General features: G+C 43.6%; 11 protein-coding genes, 1 pseudogene and 1 CRISPR repeat array (1 of these 13 only partly in view). Of the genes and pseudogenes, 6 read left to right on the top strand and 6 right to left on the bottom strand.

Features of this window, described 5'->3' with window-relative positions; genetic code table 11:
• Positions 1 to 3: 3 nt before the first annotated feature.
• Genes SAPGRDRAFT_RS00675 through SAPGRDRAFT_RS00660 form a run of 4 tightly spaced genes read right to left on the bottom strand, consistent with a single transcriptional unit; the run spans position 4 to position 1632 of the window.
• Positions 4 to 375: a DUF7793 family protein gene (locus SAPGRDRAFT_RS00675; RefSeq protein WP_037349612.1), complete on the bottom strand. Its 372-nt coding sequence runs from the start codon at positions 373 to 375 to the stop codon at positions 4 to 6.
• Between the two features lies 1 nt (position 376).
• The gene (locus tag SAPGRDRAFT_RS00670) at positions 377 to 793 is read right to left on the bottom strand and encodes a DUF7793 family protein (RefSeq protein WP_002656349.1); all 417 of its coding nucleotides are present in this window, start codon (positions 791 to 793) and stop codon (positions 377 to 379) included.
• A 36-nt stretch (positions 794 to 829) separates the two neighbouring features.
• Positions 830 to 1246 carry a DUF7793 family protein gene (locus tag SAPGRDRAFT_RS00665; RefSeq protein ID WP_002656348.1) on the bottom strand — a complete coding sequence of 139 codons (417 nt, stop codon included), beginning with the start codon at positions 1244 to 1246 and terminating at the stop codon, positions 830 to 832.
• Positions 1243 to 1632 (bottom strand): DUF7793 family protein, encoded by a 390-nt coding sequence (locus SAPGRDRAFT_RS00660; protein WP_002656347.1) that lies wholly within the window; start codon positions 1630 to 1632, stop codon positions 1243 to 1245. The genes SAPGRDRAFT_RS00665 and SAPGRDRAFT_RS00660 overlap by 4 nt, the downstream gene beginning before the upstream one ends.
• A 418-nt stretch (positions 1633 to 2050) precedes the next feature.
• Here SAPGRDRAFT_RS00660 and SAPGRDRAFT_RS00655 point away from each other — a divergent pair, with 418 nt between their 5' ends.
• Genes SAPGRDRAFT_RS00655 through SAPGRDRAFT_RS00645 form a run of 3 tightly spaced genes read left to right on the top strand, consistent with a single transcriptional unit; the run spans position 2051 to position 6631 of the window.
• A complete protein-coding gene (locus tag SAPGRDRAFT_RS00655) occupies positions 2051 to 4129 on the top strand; it encodes a S9 family peptidase (protein ID WP_002656345.1) in 2079 nt (692 codons plus the stop codon).
• Between the two features lie 51 nt (positions 4130 to 4180).
• Positions 4181 to 5689 (top strand): AAA family ATPase, encoded by a 1509-nt coding sequence (locus SAPGRDRAFT_RS00650; protein WP_002656343.1) that lies wholly within the window; start codon positions 4181 to 4183, stop codon positions 5687 to 5689.
• A 3-nt stretch (positions 5690 to 5692) separates the two neighbouring features.
• Positions 5693 to 6631, top strand: a complete 939-nt coding sequence (locus SAPGRDRAFT_RS00645; RefSeq protein WP_002656342.1) for a hypothetical protein — start codon at positions 5693 to 5695, stop codon at positions 6629 to 6631.
• Between the two features lie 67 nt (positions 6632 to 6698).
• Here SAPGRDRAFT_RS00645 and SAPGRDRAFT_RS00640 read toward each other — a convergent pair whose 3' ends face one another.
• On the bottom strand, positions 6699 to 8255 hold the full coding sequence (locus SAPGRDRAFT_RS00640; protein WP_002656340.1) for a YifB family Mg chelatase-like AAA ATPase: 1557 nt from the start codon (positions 8253 to 8255) through the stop codon (positions 6699 to 6701).
• 324 nt (positions 8256 to 8579) lie between these two features.
• Between SAPGRDRAFT_RS00640 and SAPGRDRAFT_RS00635 the strand changes: the two genes are divergently transcribed.
• The 3 genes from SAPGRDRAFT_RS00635 to SAPGRDRAFT_RS00620 all read left to right on the top strand — a co-directional run bounded on the left by SAPGRDRAFT_RS00635 (position 8580) and on the right by SAPGRDRAFT_RS00620 (position 12293).
• Positions 8580 to 9668 carry an endonuclease gene (locus SAPGRDRAFT_RS00635; protein ID WP_002656338.1) on the top strand — a complete coding sequence of 363 codons (1089 nt, stop codon included), beginning with the start codon at positions 8580 to 8582 and terminating at the stop codon, positions 9666 to 9668.
• 568 nt (positions 9669 to 10236) lie between these two features.
• Entirely contained in the window at positions 10237 to 11385 is a 1149-nt protein-coding gene (locus tag SAPGRDRAFT_RS00625) for a DNA methyltransferase (RefSeq protein WP_002656337.1), read from the top strand.
• The gene (locus SAPGRDRAFT_RS00620; RefSeq protein ID WP_002656335.1) at positions 11385 to 12293 is read left to right on the top strand and encodes a Bpu10I family restriction endonuclease; all 909 of its coding nucleotides are present in this window, start codon (positions 11385 to 11387) and stop codon (positions 12291 to 12293) included. The genes SAPGRDRAFT_RS00625 and SAPGRDRAFT_RS00620 overlap by 1 nt, the downstream gene beginning before the upstream one ends.
• 77 nt (positions 12294 to 12370) lie before the next feature.
• On the opposite strand, the pseudogene SAPGRDRAFT_RS23885 reads toward SAPGRDRAFT_RS00620, so the two are convergent.
• Positions 12371 to 12728: pseudogene (locus SAPGRDRAFT_RS23885) on the bottom strand (ATP-binding protein); the annotation flags it as partial.
• A 55-nt stretch (positions 12729 to 12783) separates the two neighbouring features.
• Positions 12784 to 20242: a CRISPR direct-repeat array (repeat unit 36 nt; unit sequence ATACTAAACCCATTGCAGGCGAAGCAGCATTGAAAC) (it continues 12496 nt past the right edge of the window).

Genomic DNA, 20242 nt, shown 5'->3' with positions numbered 1-20242 from the left:
GATTTAGTTTTGTTTGTTCAACCACTTTAGGGCTTTTTCTTCTTGGGTAAACAATTTTGCGGGGAAAGGAGGGCCATCAAAGCGCAAAAAGAAGTTGCCAATAATTGCAGATGGGCCACTGTTTACAATAATAGCGGCTGCGGCAGTCACATTATTGTTTTTGGCAATATGTCGACGCGCCCTGGCATTGGCCGAGCGTACCTGCCGAATATCTACGAGCATATAGAGCGCTTTGCCAAAATGCTCGGTCAAAAGCGCAAAATGCGCATCAATTTTTTCTATTTCGGTTACTACAGGTAGGTATTCTACCCTTAGTAGTTTAGGACCCAACTGCCAAAGTTTGGCAATGGGGGTAGTCATCAGTTCTTTTTCCATTCTAGGGGGTCTTTTGCTGCCATTCGGCCAACCACTTTAGGGCTTTTTCTTTATCGGTAAACAAACGAGTAGGAATGGGCGGTTTATTAAAGCCCACCAAAAAGTTGCCCAATATACGGCTAATTCCGCTGCCTACCAAAAGCGCACAGGCTCTAGACCTTGAGGTTGAAGCTTGGGCAAAGTATTGCCTAGCTTCCTTCGATACCCCTTTTAAGCCACTCCCATCAATATAAATAAAAATATTTTGATTTTGAGCTTCCGCCATTTTCTTAATGGCTTCATTGTAGCTAATCGCTTGTTCTAAGTTCATGCTCAGTTTATCCTCAAAATACAACTCTAATACGCCTAGTTGTTCTTCCGACCATTGCAATTTTGCCTGCGGGAATTGTAGCTCCTGGACAGCATAATCTCTTTTCAAGTCATTTTTGTTTAGGGGGCTTTTAGAATAAAATTTTTAAGACGTCTTTTGCTGCCATTCGACCAACCACTGCAAGGCTTTTTCTTTATCAGTAAACAAACGAGTGGGAATAGGCGGTTTATTAAAGCCCACCAAAAAGTTGCCCAATATACGGCTAATTCCACTGCCTACCAAAAGTGCACAGGCTCTAGACCTTGGATTAACGGCCTTGGCAAAATATTTCCGGGCCTCTGCCGAAATACCGCCAATGTTCGATACATCAATATAAATAAAGATGTTTTTTTCTTGAGCTTCCGCCATTTTGCACAGACTCTCATAGTATTCTTGGGCTTGCTCCAAACTCATCTTTAATTTTTTCTCAAAATACAGCTCTAGTACGCCTTCTTCTTCTGCAGACCATTGCAGTTTCGCCTGCGGAAACTCAATCTCTTGGGCAGCATAATCTCTTTTCAAACCTTAAAGTATTTAACTTGCTCCTTCAACCACTCAACCGCTTTCTCTTCATCAGTAAAGATACGAGTTGTAATGTTAGGTTTACTAAATTTTAGAAAAAGGTTCCCAATAATTTTAGATAGGCCATTGCCCATCATAACTGCGGCACCTACGGCCACAATTTTTCCCGAACTCAGGGCCTGCCGAACTTCCTGATTCGTTTTTTTCATCTGCCGCAAATCAGAAAGCAACCAAAGCCCTTCGCCAAACTCTTGCCGCATCTGCTCAATATGCGCATGCACATCGGCAGGCTCCAAAACTACCTCGTCATACACTACTTTGACAATGCCCGGCGCAATGGGCCAAGCTCTGGCTATCGGAGTTATTATTTCTTGCTGTTCTTTCATGGCCTGCTGCTGCTTTTATATCTCCCTAAATTTATAAATTTAAAATTAGCTTTTAGGCTTTAGATCACTTTATTTTAGCCTTTTATCTGAATTATCGGACTATTTTTTTGGGGCCTGCCGCCTGCGGCGGCCGGGCTGTGTCGTGGCTCGCAGGTCTGCTCGGCCCTGCGCGGGCTTCGCCCGCTGGGTCTGCGGCTGCGCCGCCCCACTTTCCATCCCTAGGCCAGATCTAATCGCGCTGCTTTGGGCATCGTTTGCTATGAATTTTTGGCTAGGCCAGCTATTTTTTGAGGGCATAGCTGGTGGCGGCTTCGCCGCCTATACCCTCCAAAATGCCCAAACGCAATTTGCAAGATGCCAAAAGAAAAGCTATTTTGAGCCTCCCTAATTTAAAGGATTTTTCTAAAATATAGACGATATGCTAAATGCACCCAAGGCCAATAAACGGCCACATAAAATAACCCAACATGGCGAGGAACGCATCGATAATTATCATTGGATGCGCCTTAGCGATGCCCAAAAAATGGCCGAAACCCCAGATGCCCAAACCCAAGAGGTCTTAGCTTATCTACAGGCCGAAAATGAATATACGGCCCAAAAAATGGCCCCTTTTAAAGACCTCCAAGAAGAGATTTATCAAGAAATGATTGGCCGCCTGCCCAAAAGAGAAGAGTCGGTCCCCTACCAAATGGGCGGCTATACTTATGGCCAACGCTATGAAGAGGGCCAAGAATATCCTATCTATTACCGCATTAAGGCGGGCCAAACAGAAGAGGAAATCCTTTTGGACCTCAATGCCCTAGCTGCCGATAAAGCCTTTTTCCAACTCGCTAGCTTTAAAGTGAGCCCCAATGGCCAACAACTGGCCTACACTTTTGATGATAGTGGCCGCCGTATCTATAAAATGGCCTTTGTCGATCTGCAAACCAAAACCACTAGCCCTATTGTCCTGAAAGGCTGTAGCGGCGATATTGCCTGGGCCAGCGATAATCAACATCTCTTTTTTACCAGCAGAAATTCCGAAACCCTACTCTCCGAAAAGGTGTATCGCTACCGCCTAGGCCAAAAGCAAGAGGAAGCCGCTTTGGTCTATGAAGAAGATGATAAAAGCTTTTATACTGGGGTCTACCGAAGCCGCTGCCAAGAATATATTATTATCTGGAATAGCAGCACCCTCAGTAGCGATTACCAGCTGTTAGAGGCCGATCAGCCGCTGGGGCAGTTCTGGAACTTTATGCCCCGCCAAGCCAATCATGAGTATAGTATTGGCCCAGATGGCCAAGGCGGCTTTTATATCCTCTCCAATCAAGAGGCCCCCAATTTTAAGCTCTTGCACAGCAGCAAGGACAATACGGCCCAACAAGCTAATTGGAGCCTCATTTTACCCCATCGCCCAGCTGTCTTTTTGGAGGACCTAACCGTCTTTAAAGATTTTTATGTACTAGAAGAACGCAAGGCGGGCCAAACGCATCTTCGCCTAATTACTGCCGATAAAGACGAATATCTCTCTTTTGAGGAAGAGGTGTATATGGTCTCTATGGGCCAAAACCATCATTTTGAAGAGCGAAATTTCCGCTATATCTATGGATCGATGACTACGCCCAATAGCGTCTATGCCTATCATTTGGAGGATGGGCGCAAAGAACTGCTCAAGCAGCAAGAGGTGGTTGGTGGCCATACTCCCGCCAATTACCAAACGGAGCGCCTCTGGGTAGAAGCCCGAGATGGGGCCAAGGTACCCGTTTCACTGGTCTATAAAAAAGGCTTTAAAAAGGATGGCAAAAGCCCCCTTTTGCTCTATGCTTATGGCGCTTATGGCCATACCATCGACCCTTACTTTAGTGCTTCGCGCCTCAGCCTTTTGGACCGAGGATTTGCCTTTGCCATTGCGCATGTTCGAGGTGGGCAGGCTTTGGGCCGCAATTGGTTTGAGCAGGGCCGTGTTTTTAATAAAAAGAATAGTTTCTACGACTTTATTGATGTGGCCCAAAGCCTTTGCCTACAACAATATAGCTCTGCCGAAAAGCTCTTTGGTATGGGCGGTAGCGCTGGCGGCCTGCTGATGGGCGCTGTGGCCAATATGGCCCCTACGGCTTTTCGGGGCCTAGTGGCGGCTGTCCCTTTTGTGGATGTCCTCAATACGATGTCAGATGCCAGTATTCCCCTAACCACCAATGAATATGACCAATGGGGCAATCCCGAAGAAGAGGAGGCCTACCGCTATATTTTGTCCTACTCGCCCTACGAAAATGTACAAGCGCAATATTATTGCGCCATCTTGGTTACTACGGGCTATCATGATTCTCAGGTGCAATATTGGGAGCCCGCCAAATGGGTAGCCGAATTAAGAGATAAAAAGCTGGACCAAAATACGCTTTTGCTACACACCAACTTAGAAGCTGGTCATGGAGGCGCTTCTGGCCGCTTCCAAGCCTATAAGGAGCTCGCTTTAGAGTATGCCTTTTTGTTTGCTTGCCTTGCAGAGGATGAGGCTTAGGCATTTTAATAGAATGACCGTTATTTAATTTAAGATTAAACCTATTTGCTGATGAGAATTAAGCAGTTAAGATTGAAGAATTATCGCTGTTTTGAAGATTTAGATATTTCGTTCGCAGAGCACTGTATAAATGCAGTAGGCGAGCAAGAAAATATCAATGTTCATCTTTTGTTAGCAGATAACATGATGGGGAAAAGCGCCATTTTAAAGGCCTTACGCATTGGCGTAGCTACTGTTTTTTCCAATATGAAAGGGGCTAAAGTAGCTAATAATAGACACAAAGGGATTACTCAGGAAGAACATCGCTTATTGGGAGAGGATATTTTTGCAGAATATTCACCTTCAGTGAGTATTGCTATTAAAAGTAAACAACAGCTTTATCTGAAGAAGGGCCAACAAGGCAGCTGGGAAGAAAAAGAGTTGAACTGGGAACGCTATAAGAGTAGTCCTAATGGCAAAACGAAAACAAAGCCACCTACAACAAGAAAAAATCATGTTGCTGGCTTGTTTAGAGAGAGTTATAATCAAATCGTAAGCAAAAAAGAGCGCTTAAATCCCCTTTGCTTATATCTCGGGGCCGAGTATGTGCATATTCAGCAATCGAGTCGAAAAGATTATAATTTTGCTGGCCGCTCCGCTATGGAGGGATACTGGTATTGCTTAGATGACAGCAATATGGAGAGCTATGTCTTTAATTGGTTGTCTAAATTAGAACTGAGTAGAAGAGAAGCAGAAGCAACTGCTGGAGGGGCACAGCTTTATGGTAGGCTACCCGCTCATGTACATAAAATCTTTAAGCGAGCAGTTCAAACAGTTTTGCCCGATATTAAGGATGTAGATTTTGTGAAAATGACGCAGCCTAAAAAAGGTCGCCTATTTGAAGCCGTTTTTTCTTTTAAAGAAGAGGGCTACCGAAGGTATGAAATGCTTAGCGATGGCTACCGCTATATGGTTTTGCTATTAGGGGAATTAGTTGTACGCTCTACTTTGCTCAATAAACACTATTTGGAGGAAGATATCCTAGATAGACAAGAGGGGGTGGTCCTCATAGATGAGTTTGGGATCCACCTACACCCTCGTCTACAAAGGCAGAGCTTGAGCCGATTATCTAAGCTTTTTCCCAAGCTGCAGTTCATTGTGAGTACGCATTCGCCACTATTGGTTAATGGGCTCTACAAAGAACAGATTCACTTAATTGTAGAGGATGCAGATAAAAAACGAATTAGCATTCAGCCCGATACAGATGCTATTGGCTTAGGTGCTGAAGGGGTATTAAGAGAGATGTTTGCTGTTCCGGTTAGCTTAGACCAGAAAACTTTAGATTGGCAAAAAGAATATATTCAGCTTTTGGCCAAGATGAAAAAGAAGCTGTCTTCTGAGGAGGAAAAACAACGCTTTAGAGAGCTTAGTGGTTTATTGGCCAAACAAAGAGCTTATGAAGGTTTAGAGCAGCAGCTGGCCAAGCAAATTTTGTCCTTGCTCGGGACAGAAGAACAGCTCGCTGAAGAACTAAGAGAAGAAAAACTCCTCGATTATCTGGCTCAAATTTTAAATGATTAGGCCATGATAGCGATTAAGTTCCCCAGAGAAGATCTAAAAGATGATCCTGAGCTTGCAGCTTGGTTGGCTAAAGCGGAAAGTAGAAGCGATTGGAAAGAACTCCCTGCCTTTTTACTCCGACAACTTGTCCATTACGGAGATGAGCCCAGTCCATACAAGTGCTGGTATACAGAAATACAGCAAACAGATAGAAATGCTCAAGACATAGAACATTTTTGGCCAAAAGGAAGTGGTAAACCTTTGTCTACAGCAAAGAAACAAATGATTGAAGACGAGCTCTCCTTCGAGTTTTTTCAGGAGGAAGAGGAGCAGCCTTACCCTTGGCTAGAAAAAGACCATCGAAATTATCGACTTGCTACCGCCTTGGCTAATCGCTTTACTGGAAAACGTGACTACTTTCCTTTGGCCCTTAATAGCCCAAGACTTACTACAGGAGAGCTGCCCTGGGAGAAAGAGGTTTATCCTCTTTTGCTAGATCCCGCAGAGCCTCAAGATGCTGCACTACTTATGGTGGTTCCTAATGGTCAAATTGAACCTATTACAGCAGCTGTAGATGATTTGCCTCGCTCTGCCTATAATGATTTGGCGGCTAATTGGCGGCAAGATGGATTTAATTATTTAAGGGCGAAGATTAGTATTCATATTTATCAATTGAATGATTCTGGCTTGGTACAGCTCCGAAAGAAAAAGTATGAGGAAACTATGGCTAAATTGGAAGAACTAGAACGACAAATCGACAGTGCTTATTCAGGGACCAATTACTTGATTGATGAACTGAAGAAAATGGGAGCTGTAGATCAAGCTTTAGCACTAACGGCCCGTTCTGCTGTAGAAGATTTTAAATTTCGTAGTCAGCATCCAGAAATGATTCCTATAATTGATGAAATTCAAAGCCATTGGCAGGATTTTTTTGATCGTTACAACTCTTCTTGGGAGCTCTAAAAATAGCCCCCCAAAAAACACCAAAGGCCCGCAAGGAATTTTCCTTGCGGGCCTTTGGCTTTGGTCCTTATTGGACCCAGTTTTCTTTGTCTAAGTTGCGGTAGTCTACGGCTTCGGCTATGTGCTCTAGCTTAATGCGGGCCGAGCCGGCCAAATCGGCTACGCTGCGGGCCACTTTGAGAATGCGGTCATAGGCGCGGGCAGAGAGCTGCCGGACCTGCATGGCTTGCTTGAGCAGTGTACTGCCCGCTTGGTCCAATTGGCAATACTCTCGGATGAGGCGGCTGTTCATTTGGGCATTGCAATGAATGCCAGGATAATTAGAAAAACGCTCTTCTTGTATTTTTCTGGCCCGATTCACTCGCTCTCGGATAGAGGCGCTACTTTCGCCTTTGAGCTTAGAAGAACTGATGGTCTCAAAATCTACGGGCTCTACTTCTACATGAATGTCGATGCGGTCCAATAGCGGTCCAGAGATTTTGTTGAGGTAGCGGTGCACGGCCTGGGGCGCACAAACGCAATCTTTGGTGGGGTGGGTATAGTAGCCGCAGGGACAGGGATTCATGGCGGCTAGGAGCATGAAATTGGCTGGATAATCTACGGTGAACCTAGAGCGGGAGATGGTAATTTGGCGGCTTTCCATGGGTTGGCGCAAGACCTCCAAAACGGTCCGTTTGAACTCGGGCAGCTCGTCCATAAAGAGGACGCCATTATGGGCCAGAGAGATTTCTCCGGGTTTGGGGTGGACCCCGCCGCCCACTAGGGCCACATCACTAATGGTGTGGTGAGGGCTGCGAAAAGAGCGTTTAGAAATTAGGGAGGCATTTTCGGGCATGAGGCCCACTACCGAATGAATTTTGGTCGTTTCTAGGGCTTCTTTGAGCGAAAGCGGGGGGAGGATAGTGGGCAGGCGCTTGGCCAACATACTTTTGCCTGCGCCGGGTGGGCCGATCAGGATGGCATTATGCCCCCCCGCTGCAGCCACTTCCAAGGCTCTTTTGACCTGTTCTTGGCCCTTTACATCCATAAAATCGACGAGGAGGTGAGGGGCTTGTTGTTCAAATTCTTTGCGGGTATCGACAAAGACGGCCTCTGGCTTTTCGCCTCCATCCAAAAAGGCGACTACCTCGGCTAGGTGGCTGAGCCCAAAGACTTCTAGCTGGTTGACGATGGCCCCTTCTCTTGCATTGACTTTGGGGAGAATCAGGCCCTCAAAACCCTCTTTGCGGGCTTGGATGGCAATAGGCAAAGCGCCTTTGATTGGGCGGATGCTACCATCTAGGGAGAGTTCTCCCATGAGGATGTATTTTTCGAGTAGGTCGTTTTTGATTTGGCCCGTGGCGGCCAAAATGCCCAAGGCTAGGGGCAAATCATAATGCGAACCCTCCTTTCTGAGGTCTGCTGGGGCCATATTGACCACAATGCGAATGCGAGGAATGCGATAACCAATCGCTTTAATGGCGCTTTCTACCCGCCAATAACTTTCTCGAACGGCATTGTCGGGCAAACCGACTAGAGAATAACCCGGTTTTCCTTGGGCCAAGGGGCCGCCTGTATCTACTTCTATAGTAATAGTTTGTGCGTCTACGCCATGAACAGCGCTTGCAAAGGCTTTTATGAGCATATCTTTTATTTTTTGTACTTACATAAAGATATAACCTTTGTTTATAAACTGCAAATTATTGTTGGATTTTCCTTTTTTAGCGTTTAGAAGGAGCGAAGCGACTGGCCTAGCGATGCGGCGGGGTGGCCGTCAGGCCAGACCAAGGCGGCGGAGCCGCCGCAGGGCCGAGCAGACCTGCGAGCCCCAAAGCGTAGCGCCTGCCGCAGGCAGGAGGCCCCAAAAAAAACAGCAGAAAAATTAAATCAACTTTAAATTATAAATTGGGGCTGCGAGGGGGCTAAAAAAGCGGTAAATTGGGATATTATTGACCAATAAAAAAAAGCGATGAAAAGATTGATTTACTGCATGATTTTTCTGGGGTTTGGACCTATTTTATGGGGGCAGCATCAGGATGTATTTCCGGGATTGAGCACGGCAGATTTGTTAGATTCTGTGCAATTGCATTATCGGCCCGATACGGTTTTGGCTTGGAATAATGCCAAGGACACCTTATTTAAAGTCATTGATAATCAGAGTGATACGGTGACTTGTGTATATACGGGTTTGCAAAAATGGTTGGATCCGGCGCAGGATCCTGATACTTATATGTCGGACAATAATGCGCCTAATGGGATGAATGTGGAGCATAGTTATCCGCAGAGTCGGGGGGCGGCCAATGGGAATGCGCGCAGTGATTTGCATCATTTGTTTGCATGTCGAAATGAGACCAACAATATGCGGGGCAATTTGCCATTTGCGGAGCTGGCGGATACGGCTGTAACTAACTGGTTTTATTTGACTTATAATGCGCAGGGCGTACCTGTTTTTGATCGGGACAAGTACAGTGAATTGGTGATGAATGAGGCCTTTGAGCCGCGGGAGGATTTCAAGGGGAATCTGGCGCGGGCCATGTTTTATTTTTACACGATTTACCGCAATGAGGCGCAGGGCAGCGATCCTAATTTTTTTGGTTTGCAGCAGGCGGTGCTTTGTGATTGGCATGAATTGGACCCTGTGGATCAGGCGGAATGGGACCGCAGCCAGTTGATTTCGACTTATCAGGATGGCAAGGCGAATCCCTTTGTTTTGGACTGCAGTTTGGCCAAGCGTTTATATTGTCCGAATCAGGCGGCGGGCTGTGCGCCTTCTGCTTTGGCGGTTTTGGGCAGCAGTTTTGGAGAGGTGAAAATCTGGCCTAATCCCTTGTTGGGCAATCAGTTAAACTTGTCTATGGACTTATTGGAGGCGCAGTCGGTCGAGATAGAATTATTGGATATATTGGGTTGTTCTTTGGGCATTTTGGAGACTACTAATTTATCGGCTGGCGATTATCAGTGGCAATTTGATTTGCCTACGGATTTGGCCAAGGGCGTATATTTGTTGCGGATTCGGGCTGGGGGAAGCCAGCAGAGTTTAAAATTTGTCCGTCAGTAAGGGCTTAAAAAAAAATGCGAAAATAGGGGAGCTAGGAGAGGAGCTTTCCTATTTTTTTGTCTGTTGGGGATTTTGTATATCTGAATAGAATTTGGGCCGTTTGCTAGGATTTTGCCAATCATCGCCTAGGGACAAGCCCCTAGGCTAATCAACTGGAGTCAGCCCTAAAGGGCCTCAAATTGTTGTGTACGGCTTTGCTCAGTTGTTAGCAGACAAAATTTTAAACGGACTCATTTTTTGTCTGTTGGGAGGGGGATTTGGGGCTGCCCCTCGCTTTGCTTGGGTCGCTCCACTTCGCAGCTCGCAGGTCTGCTCGGCCCTGCGTCGCTTTGCTCCTTGGTCTGCCGCTTGCGCGGCCCTGCTACGGCAGCTCAGCCTGCGGCGGCTTTGCCGCCTGTAGGGCGCGGAAAAAGGCTTGGGGGTAAATTAGGAAGTATAGGGGAGAAGTTTTATATTGGGGGTTGTAACTAAACCCATTGCAGGCGAAGCAGCATTGAAACTCCTGCCATTCAGTCACAAACTGAATAGCTCGGTCTTTAGAGAAGTCCGCAATTGATAAAATTGAATAATGAAAGATTTTTTAAATAAACCAATAGAAGAAGACTTAGATATATCACTACTGAATATAGATGATAAGGTAAGAAGCAATCTGTTTACTTGGAGAGGTCAATTTTCACCCCAATTCATCGAAGAGTTACTTAGTGCATACGCAGATAAGGACCATGTGATTTTCGACCCGTTCCTTGGAAGCGGAACCATCTTAGTTGAGTCAGCACATTTCGGTCTTTCTGCATATGGGACAGAATTGAATCCAGCCGCAGTCGGCTTGGCAAAAATATATGAGTTGATAAATGTAGAACCTCATCAGAGAGAAACTATAGTAAAGTCAGTCGAGAATATAGTAGACTCTAAGCCCAACTTGGAAAGACTTGTAAGCATAACAAAAGAATCTAAAGCGTACGAGGCTATTGTAACGGAAGCCTTAATTATAGGGCTTGATTTGTATCACAAAGAGTATTCTATTGATAGGTTAAACAAAGCATGGGAACAATTGAAATCCACAATAAAATCCTTGCCTTTTAGCACATCAGAGGTCAGATGCTTTAATTCTGACGCAAGAGAGGTGCCTTTGAGTGATGATTTTGTCGATTTAGTCATTACTTCTCCACCATATATCAACGTGTTCAATTATCATCAGAATTATAGAAAGTCTGCGGAAGCTATTGGGTATAACGTCTTAAATGTTGCCAAATCTGAAATAGGAGCGAATAGAAAGTTTAGAGGAAACAGGTACCTAACGGTAATACAGTATTGTATAGACATTGCAATGGTGTTTAACGAGCTAAGAAGAGTATGTAAAGATTCAGCAAAAGTAATCTTCATCGTAGGTCGAGAATCAACGGTCAAGAAAACCAGATTCTTCAATTCTGCTCTTCTTACTAAAGTAGCTGAACTTGCTGGCTTTAAAGTGGTAGGCAATCAAGAACGATATTTCACGAATAAGTTTGGACAGAAGATATATGAGGATATTCTTCGATTTGAGATTGGGGAACCTACAATAACAGAAGAACAACTAATCTCTGGTGCAAGAGAAATTGGTATATCGCAATTGAAAGGTGCAGATACAATAGCTCCAGAGGAATCAAAAAACGATTTAGAAATGGCAATTATTAAAGGAGTAGATGTCAGTCCATCTGTAATTTTAAAAGAGATATAATGGAATTACCAAAACCGCATTATGACAAGCTGGTTGCACTCAAGAGAAATGCAAAACTACCAGTGTCAGAAATGCCTCGTGTAGAAAAGGCAATAGAAACTTACAATGATTGGATTAAGAAGATGTCTGAGGTTGAAGGAGATAGACCTAAAATTATTAAAGGACTTGTTGATTTGCTTAATGAGTATAAATACTTTATCGACTTTGAACTAATCTTTTCAAGTAATGATGACTTTCTATACAGGCAGAAAGGACAGCTAAAACTAGACAATACAGTGATTGAAGAGTTCCTTCCAATACTCGTTCAAAAGGCTTTTCCAGAGCTAAATGACCAAATTGAGTTAGGACCAAGAAAATGCTTCTCAGCTGTTTACTTTAAATCTTCATTGACCTCTTCACAAAATGGTGGAGGAATTAAGATTCGTACCAAAGACCAAGATTTCGCAATTGCACGAAAAATACATCTTCGAGCATCTCATTCAAGTGACTTCGAAAAATATGAATCGAACGAAGCTCATCTAGGGTATTTAACCGCAGAGTGTAAAACCAATCTTGACAAAACAATGTTTCAAGAAGCGAACGCTACTGCCAGTGACGTAAGAAGGGCAATACCTGGTGCTAAATACTTCTTGCTTTGTGAATGGTTGGATATGACACCAGTAAGCACAATCCCAACTGATATCGAAGAAGTTCTAATTTTGCGTAAAGCAAAAAGACTTTCTTCAAATGTCAGAAAAGACTTCGCTACCAAAGAAGGAAGAAAGGGTGCTTCTGCTAGGTTCTCAAGGTTTCTAAAGAAGAATCCATTTAGTGCAGATGTTTTCTCAAGGTTTTGTAAGAACATTGAGGAATTAATTGAGAATGAAGATAAGGAAGAAGGTAATGTTCTTAAAGATGGATTTTTCTAATTAAGCATTCGGTTCCAAAATTAGTCATATACAATTCTAAGCTTTACCTTATCACTAATAGAGTAACACCACTAATAAGTGTGGTGAGGACTGCGAAAGGTGTGTTTAGAAATTAGGGAGACATTTTCGGACATGAGGCCTGCCACCGAATGAATTTTGGTCGTTTCTAGGGCTTCTTTGAGCGAAAGCGGGGGAAGGATGGTCAGCAGGCGTTTGGCCAACATACTTTTGCCTGCGCTGGGTGGGCCGATCAGGATGGCATTATGGCCCCTGCTGCAGCCACTTCTAAGGCTCTTTTGACCTGTTCTTGGCCCTTACATCCATAAAATCGACGAGGAGGAGAGGGGGGTGTTGTTCAAATTCTTTGCGGGTATCGATAAAAACGGCTTCTGGCTTTTCGCCTCCATCCAAAAAGGCGACCACCTCGGATAGGTGGCGAAGCAGCATTGAAACCCTCTACTCTTGTAGAGGCTACTTTCCACTCAGGTATATACTAAACCCATTGCAGGCGAAGCAGCATTGAAACACCCATCTAAAATTAAACATGATCAATTTGGTTATACTAAACCCATTGCAGGCGAAGCAGCATTGAAACATTGCGGAGTGTATGGTGATTCTTGTTCATTGACAGATACTAAACCCATTGCAGGCGAAGCAGCATTGAAACACCATTAATACCAAACTCTTTTGATACAGGACATATACTAAACCCATTGCAGGCGAAGCAGCATTGAAACCTCAACAAATAAAGATTGCTCCTCTTCACTGAGAGAATACTAAACCCATTGCAGGCGAAGCAGCATTGAAACTATCACCTTGTTTTGGTGACCATTTGTATCTTGCAAAATACTAAACCCATTGCAGGCGAAGCAGCATTGAAACTTTAACTGTTACAGGTGCGTTTACTAAAATTGATATACTAAACCCATTGCAGGCGAAGCAGCATTGAAACCCGAACGCCAAGCGCTCAGTCTTACCGTCCGCTTTATACTAAACCCATTGCAGGCGAAGCAGCATTGAAACTGTAATGTTGATTTTAAAATAATAAATAAAAACTATACTAAACCCATTGCAGGCGAAGCAGCATTGAAACTTCAAAATACTTTCTCTTAATACTGGAGTTAGAAGATACTAAACCCATTGCAGGCGAAGCAGCATTGAAACGCTCATCGGTCAAATCCTTACCTCGTAGCTCTTTGATACTAAACCCATTGCAGGCGAAGCAGCATTGAAACTTCGATCTGCTTAATCATTTCTCTGGTTTTGCATACTAAACCCATTGCAGGCGAAGCAGCATTGAAACTACACCGTGCCGCCATTCAATAATAGTAAACTCTTATACTAAACCCATTGCAGGCGAAGCAGCATTGAAACGCCAATAATATTAGGGCTGAAAGCAATTGCAAGAATACTAAACCCATTGCAGGCGAAGCAGCATTGAAACTCCATTATGGACGGCAAGCTGAGGCCTTGCCTTATACTAAACCCATTGCAGGCGAAGCAGCATTGAAACACGTTAATGATTGGGTATCGGCCAACTACTTGGAATACTAAACCCATTGCAGGCGAAGCAGCATTGAAACCTATTAAATCCCTACCATATGGGGGTCAAGCGCCCAGATACTAAACCCATTGCAGGCGAAGCAGCATTGAAACTATCTACCGAATACTGAGATACCTTCATCAGCAATATACTAAACCCATTGCAGGCGAAGCAGCATTGAAACTCTTATGACTTTAAGTACTCAGTAGACCTTCTAAATACTAAACCCATTGCAGGCGAAGCAGCATTGAAACAACGTAGCTAATATTGTAAGTTTTTCTAGACTTATACTAAACCCATTGCAGGCGAAGCAGCATTGAAACAGTGTTTCAATAATGTTTCCTGCGGTTTGACCCTATACTAAACCCATTGCAGGCGAAGCAGCATTGAAACGATCTAGGGACAAAGATGTAGAATACTCTGCCGAATACTAAACCCATTGCAGGCGAAGCAGCATTGAAACTTAGTTGTACGGATTTATACTCCAGTACATAAGAATACTAAACCCATTGCAGGCGAAGCAGCATTGAAACATGCCTATTCTGTATACCAAAACGGTGTTGAGCTATACTAAACCCATTGCAGGCGAAGCAGCATTGAAACTACCACAAATGGATTAGAGCAGCTCTCAGAGCCTATACTAAACCCATTGCAGGCGAAGCAGCATTGAAACCTTCGTCACGTCTTGCTACAGCATCATTGTAGTGCATACTAAACCCATTGCAGGCGAAGCAGCATTGAAACTTTGACCGTAGTTACGCATTTTGACACGTTGTTTTATACTAAACCCATTGCAGGCGAAGCAGCATTGAAACCGGCTACCGATGAAGTGAACAAGGCCAAAATCATATACTAAACCCATTGCAGGCGAAGCAGCATTGAAACCTTGAGTTCATCGAAGAACTCAAGAAAGTAATTTAAATACTAAACCCATTGCAGGCGAAGCAGCATTGAAACTGTTGACTGTAGTCATTACTTCCAATTCGAAAACATACTAAACCCATTGCAGGCGAAGCAGCATTGAAACCTTTTCAGGATCGTTAGCTTCTAAAAATAATAGCTATACTAAACCCATTGCAGGCGAAGCAGCATTGAAACCGACTGCGGAGGCCTTTACAAGCTTCCTTAACTTATACTAAACCCATTGCAGGCGAAGCAGCATTGAAACGGCGCTTGGAATCTGGCCAGTTGGTAGTCCTCGTCATACTAAACCCATTGCAGGCGAAGCAGCATTGAAACTTTCCTTTGAAGTTGTGGGTAATGAGTTTAGAGTAATACTAAACCCATTGCAGGCGAAGCAGCATTGAAACTATATCTATGAGGACTTAATCGACTATAATGTATTTATACTAAACCCATTGCAGGCGAAGCAGCATTGAAACTGTAGAAGTTCTCTACATTTAGCGATGGCTTCTAATACTAAACCCATTGCAGGCGAAGCAGCATTGAAACTGTATTGGCTTAATGGAAAGTGTGTATATTGGATTATACTAAACCCATTGCAGGCGAAGCAGCATTGAAACTAAAGAGTTTATAACAAAGGAGTATCTTCTCCTTATACTAAACCCATTGCAGGCGAAGCAGCATTGAAACTATTAACCTCGTAGGGAGGCTAATTTGGAGATAATACTAAACCCATTGCAGGCGAAGCAGCATTGAAACCTAGTGCACGAAATGGTACATTTGTACCAGTATGATACTAAACCCATTGCAGGCGAAGCAGCATTGAAACTCTCTAATTTGCATTAAGCTCGTCTTTACAATCTTATACTAAACCCATTGCAGGCGAAGCAGCATTGAAACAGTGCTTATACTGAGTCTTATAACCCTGCAACCCATACTAAACCCATTGCAGGCGAAGCAGCATTGAAACCCGTACTCATTGATGAAGATGATGTTAGAAGTACGATACTAAACCCATTGCAGGCGAAGCAGCATTGAAACCTGATAACGATAATAGTAACTCTTCAGCCGAACGTATACTAAACCCATTGCAGGCGAAGCAGCATTGAAACTGTTTCAAGCTCGGCCCCATGGACTCTAGAAACATACTAAACCCATTGCAGGCGAAGCAGCATTGAAACGTTTGTCAAGCTTGGTAAAATTCCTTTGCGTGCTAATACTAAACCCATTGCAGGCGAAGCAGCATTGAAACTTGGCCTGCGCATAAATATCTTTAATAAGGTTTTGGATACTAAACCCATTGCAGGCGAAGCAGCATTGAAACGATTCAATTCAGTAGATTTCTCGTACAGCCGTTCATTCATACTAAACCCATTGCAGGCGAAGCAGCATTGAAACTTATCCAAGTCTAACTTGACTTGAGCGATGATGTATACTAAACCCATTGCAGGCGAAGCAGCATTGAAACCGAACTTACCGTCAATGTAAGTAATAAGTGAAGAAATACTAAACCCATTGCAGGCGAAGCAGCATTGAAACTTCAAAACAAGTCTTTGTTTGGAACTCATAAGAAGATACTAAACCCATTGCAGGCGAAGCAGCATTGAAACTTTGGAGTATTTCTCCTATTCTTTAAAAATATAGCATACTAAACCCATTGCAGGCGAAGCAGCATTGAAACAACTTCTTAAGTTCGCAGTTTTTGATCGCTACTATACTAAACCCATTGCAGGCGAAGCAGCATTGAAACCCTTCTATGGCGAGAATTAGATGCTACTAAAAACAATACTAAACCCATTGCAGGCGAAGCAGCATTGAAACACACTTAGTTGGGGAAACTGTTCGGCCAATAGGGTATACTAAACCCATTGCAGGCGAAGCAGCATTGAAACTTTCGGCCTCTGAAAATGTCTGTGTAGCTGTTGTTTATACTAAACCCATTGCAGGCGAAGCAGCATTGAAACTCTATAACACTTTTCTAGTATTTGATGATGCTAGATACTAAACCCATTGCAGGCGAAGCAGCATTGAAACCCCATAGGGTAGGGGCTTCTTTTTCAATGTATGGAATACTAAACCCATTGCAGGCGAAGCAGCATTGAAACGCCCATAGGTTTTGCCCTGTGGGGTAGGGGCAGTTATACTAAACCCATTGCAGGCGAAGCAGCATTGAAACCTTTTTATCATTGGCGGGCTCTCAGCCGCCGCCTATTAATACTAAACCCATTGCAGGCGAAGCAGCATTGAAACCAATAAAAATAAAACGCTTCGACAAAAGCATTTTTAAATACTAAACCCATTGCAGGCGAAGCAGCATTGAAACTTCTTTTTCGGTCTGGTCCATTTCTGGGACGTCTATACTAAACCCATTGCAGGCGAAGCAGCATTGAAACTTTTAGAAGCCCTAAACAACAAAATGCCAGATGCATACTAAACCCATTGCAGGCGAAGCAGCATTGAAACAACTTAAGGGTTCCGATCTTAAAAGATATGTTAATACTAAACCCATTGCAGGCGAAGCAGCATTGAAACCACACACGTAAAAGAACACACTATGAATGAGGTTAAATACTAAACCCATTGCAGGCGAAGCAGCATTGAAACTTCGTAATGAATTATTTGGTAAAGACTCTGAAGAGATTAATACTAAACCCATTGCAGGCGAAGCAGCATTGAAACATAGTAAGAATAGGGTTTGAAATTATTTTTATAAAATACTAAACCCATTGCAGGCGAAGCAGCATTGAAACAGATCTGTAACAAGGGGCTGAAGAAAGACCTTGTAAATACTAAACCCATTGCAGGCGAAGCAGCATTGAAACTATGCCCGAAATATAGAAAGGTCCGTTAGATGGGAAATACTAAACCCATTGCAGGCGAAGCAGCATTGAAACCTTCTATAGCTTCCTTAGAGTACCCTTGGTATTCTATACTAAACCCATTGCAGGCGAAGCAGCATTGAAACTTTTTATTCGGGACACACTATTTGTGTCTCAACAAATACTAAACCCATTGCAGGCGAAGCAGCATTGAAACTTGCAAACATAGCATTGTGCACTGATGGTCGAAGAACATACTAAACCCATTGCAGGCGAAGCAGCATTGAAACAAGTTAATCTTCAATACAATGGCAGTTCGGGCCAATACTAAACCCATTGCAGGCGAAGCAGCATTGAAACCCCCACAGGAGTAGTGGGGTCAACGAGAGTCAAATACTAAACCCATTGCAGGCGAAGCAGCATTGAAACTTTTCTATTTCCCTGCTCAATCAGCCGAACTATCGATACTAAACCCATTGCAGGCGAAGCAGCATTGAAACAAGCATTAGAGCAATACAAAGGAATGGCAACTTTATACTAAACCCATTGCAGGCGAAGCAGCATTGAAACAAGTGGCCGTAGAGATGCTATTTTACAAGCCTTAAATACTAAACCCATTGCAGGCGAAGCAGCATTGAAACCTTTTGTTTAAGATGTCCTCGGAAATGTCTGCATTAATACTAAACCCATTGCAGGCGAAGCAGCATTGAAACTGTTTTGTGCCTTTTCGCCTAATGACTTCTATATATATACTAAACCCATTGCAGGCGAAGCAGCATTGAAACGCTTAGCAGGCGAGCCTAGGGCCTCCCTAGTTTAATACTAAACCCATTGCAGGCGAAGCAGCATTGAAACGCTTTCGGGGCTTCGCCAAATCAATGGTAATCAGATACTAAACCCATTGCAGGCGAAGCAGCATTGAAACATTTTGGCAAAGCAGTGTTGAATAACACTGAGGCTTATACTAAACCCATTGCAGGCGAAGCAGCATTGAAACCCAAAACTGGTTGTTGTCACTTCGGAGGGATAGTATACTAAACCCATTGCAGGCGAAGCAGCATTGAAACTTTCAATGGCTCCATCTAGAGCCTGCTTAGTGATGATACTAAACCCATTGCAGGCGAAGCAGCATTGAAACAACAAGATGAATAAAGAAGAACTAAAGGGGCTGCATACTAAACCCATTGCAGGCGAAGCAGCATTGAAACGTTATCGTAAAAGCTTTTTATCTCTTACTTCTATATATATACTAAACCCATTGCAGGCGAAGCAGCATTGAAACATTTTTCAACTTACGATACATTTTGTAAGTTTTATACTAAACCCATTGCAGGCGAAGCAGCATTGAAACTATTACCGTTGTAAAGTTCGATAATTTTTTGGGCGAATACTAAACCCATTGCAGGCGAAGCAGCATTGAAACTCCAATTCCACATTGGCATATTCCATTTTTGTGTATACTAAACCCATTGCAGGCGAAGCAGCATTGAAACGTCAGACGAAAAAGGTCTGAATCAAACCATAATTGATACTAAACCCATTGCAGGCGAAGCAGCATTGAAACTTTAAGCCCCTTAGAAGGGCAGCTAGAAGGTAAATAATACTAAACCCATTGCAGGCGAAGCAGCATTGAAACCATTAAAACTATGAAACTATGGCTACTATCACAGCATACTAAACCCATTGCAGGCGAAGCAGCATTGAAACCACTCCAAGAGAGTGCTAAAATCATCGCTGAGCTATACTAAACCCATTGCAGGCGAAGCAGCATTGAAACTGCGGCTTGGTACTTGTTGATAAAGTCAGCCTTTTCATACTAAACCCATTGCAGGCGAAGCAGCATTGAAACTTTTTAAAAATTGGAGGGAAAAGGTTGCTTTTTCGCATACTAAACCCATTGCAGGCGAAGCAGCATTGAAACAGGCTAGTAATTACCCCAAAATAGATACCTTGTAAAAATACTAAACCCATTGCAGGCGAAGCAGCATTGAAACCCTTGTACTCATCCTCTTCGATGAGCTCATCCTCATACTAAACCCATTGCAGGCGAAGCAGCATTGAAACTCTAGCAATCTGAAAATACCTAGTAACCAGCCTAAATACTAAACCCATTGCAGGCGAAGCAGCATTGAAACCCTCAAAGTAAAATTGGATCGCCTGATAACGATCATACTAAACCCATTGCAGGCGAAGCAGCATTGAAACTGCCAATTTTTCTTCTAATGTCATGTTATAAGTTATACTAAACCCATTGCAGGCGAAGCAGCATTGAAACAGTTTTTGTTTGTTTATAAAATGTTACCCAGCAACAATACTAAACCCATTGCAGGCGAAGCAGCATTGAAACTGCGGCGGCTGCGCTGAACTATTGGGGCTTTGCCGATACTAAACCCATTGCAGGCGAAGCAGCATTGAAACTGTTCCTGCGGTTATTAGGCCGCCCACAATGATAAATACTAAACCCATTGCAGGCGAAGCAGCATTGAAACTTTGGAGGGAAGCGATCTCTGAATCCTTAGTTTATACTAAACCCATTGCAGGCGAAGCAGCATTGAAACCTCGCCAAAGGTGGTGGATAGAGCCTGCGTATTAAATACTAAACCCATTGCAGGCGAAGCAGCATTGAAACTATGGTGCTTACTTACCTAATCTTTTAACTGAAAATACTAAACCCATTGCAGGCG

The sequence above is a fragment of the Saprospira grandis DSM 2844 genome (assembly GCF_000275825.1).
Lineage (GTDB): Bacteria > Bacteroidota > Bacteroidia > Chitinophagales > Saprospiraceae > Saprospira > Saprospira grandis_A.
The sequence above is the reverse complement of the archived record's forward strand: the minus strand, read 5'-3'. Positions and strand labels throughout refer to the sequence as shown.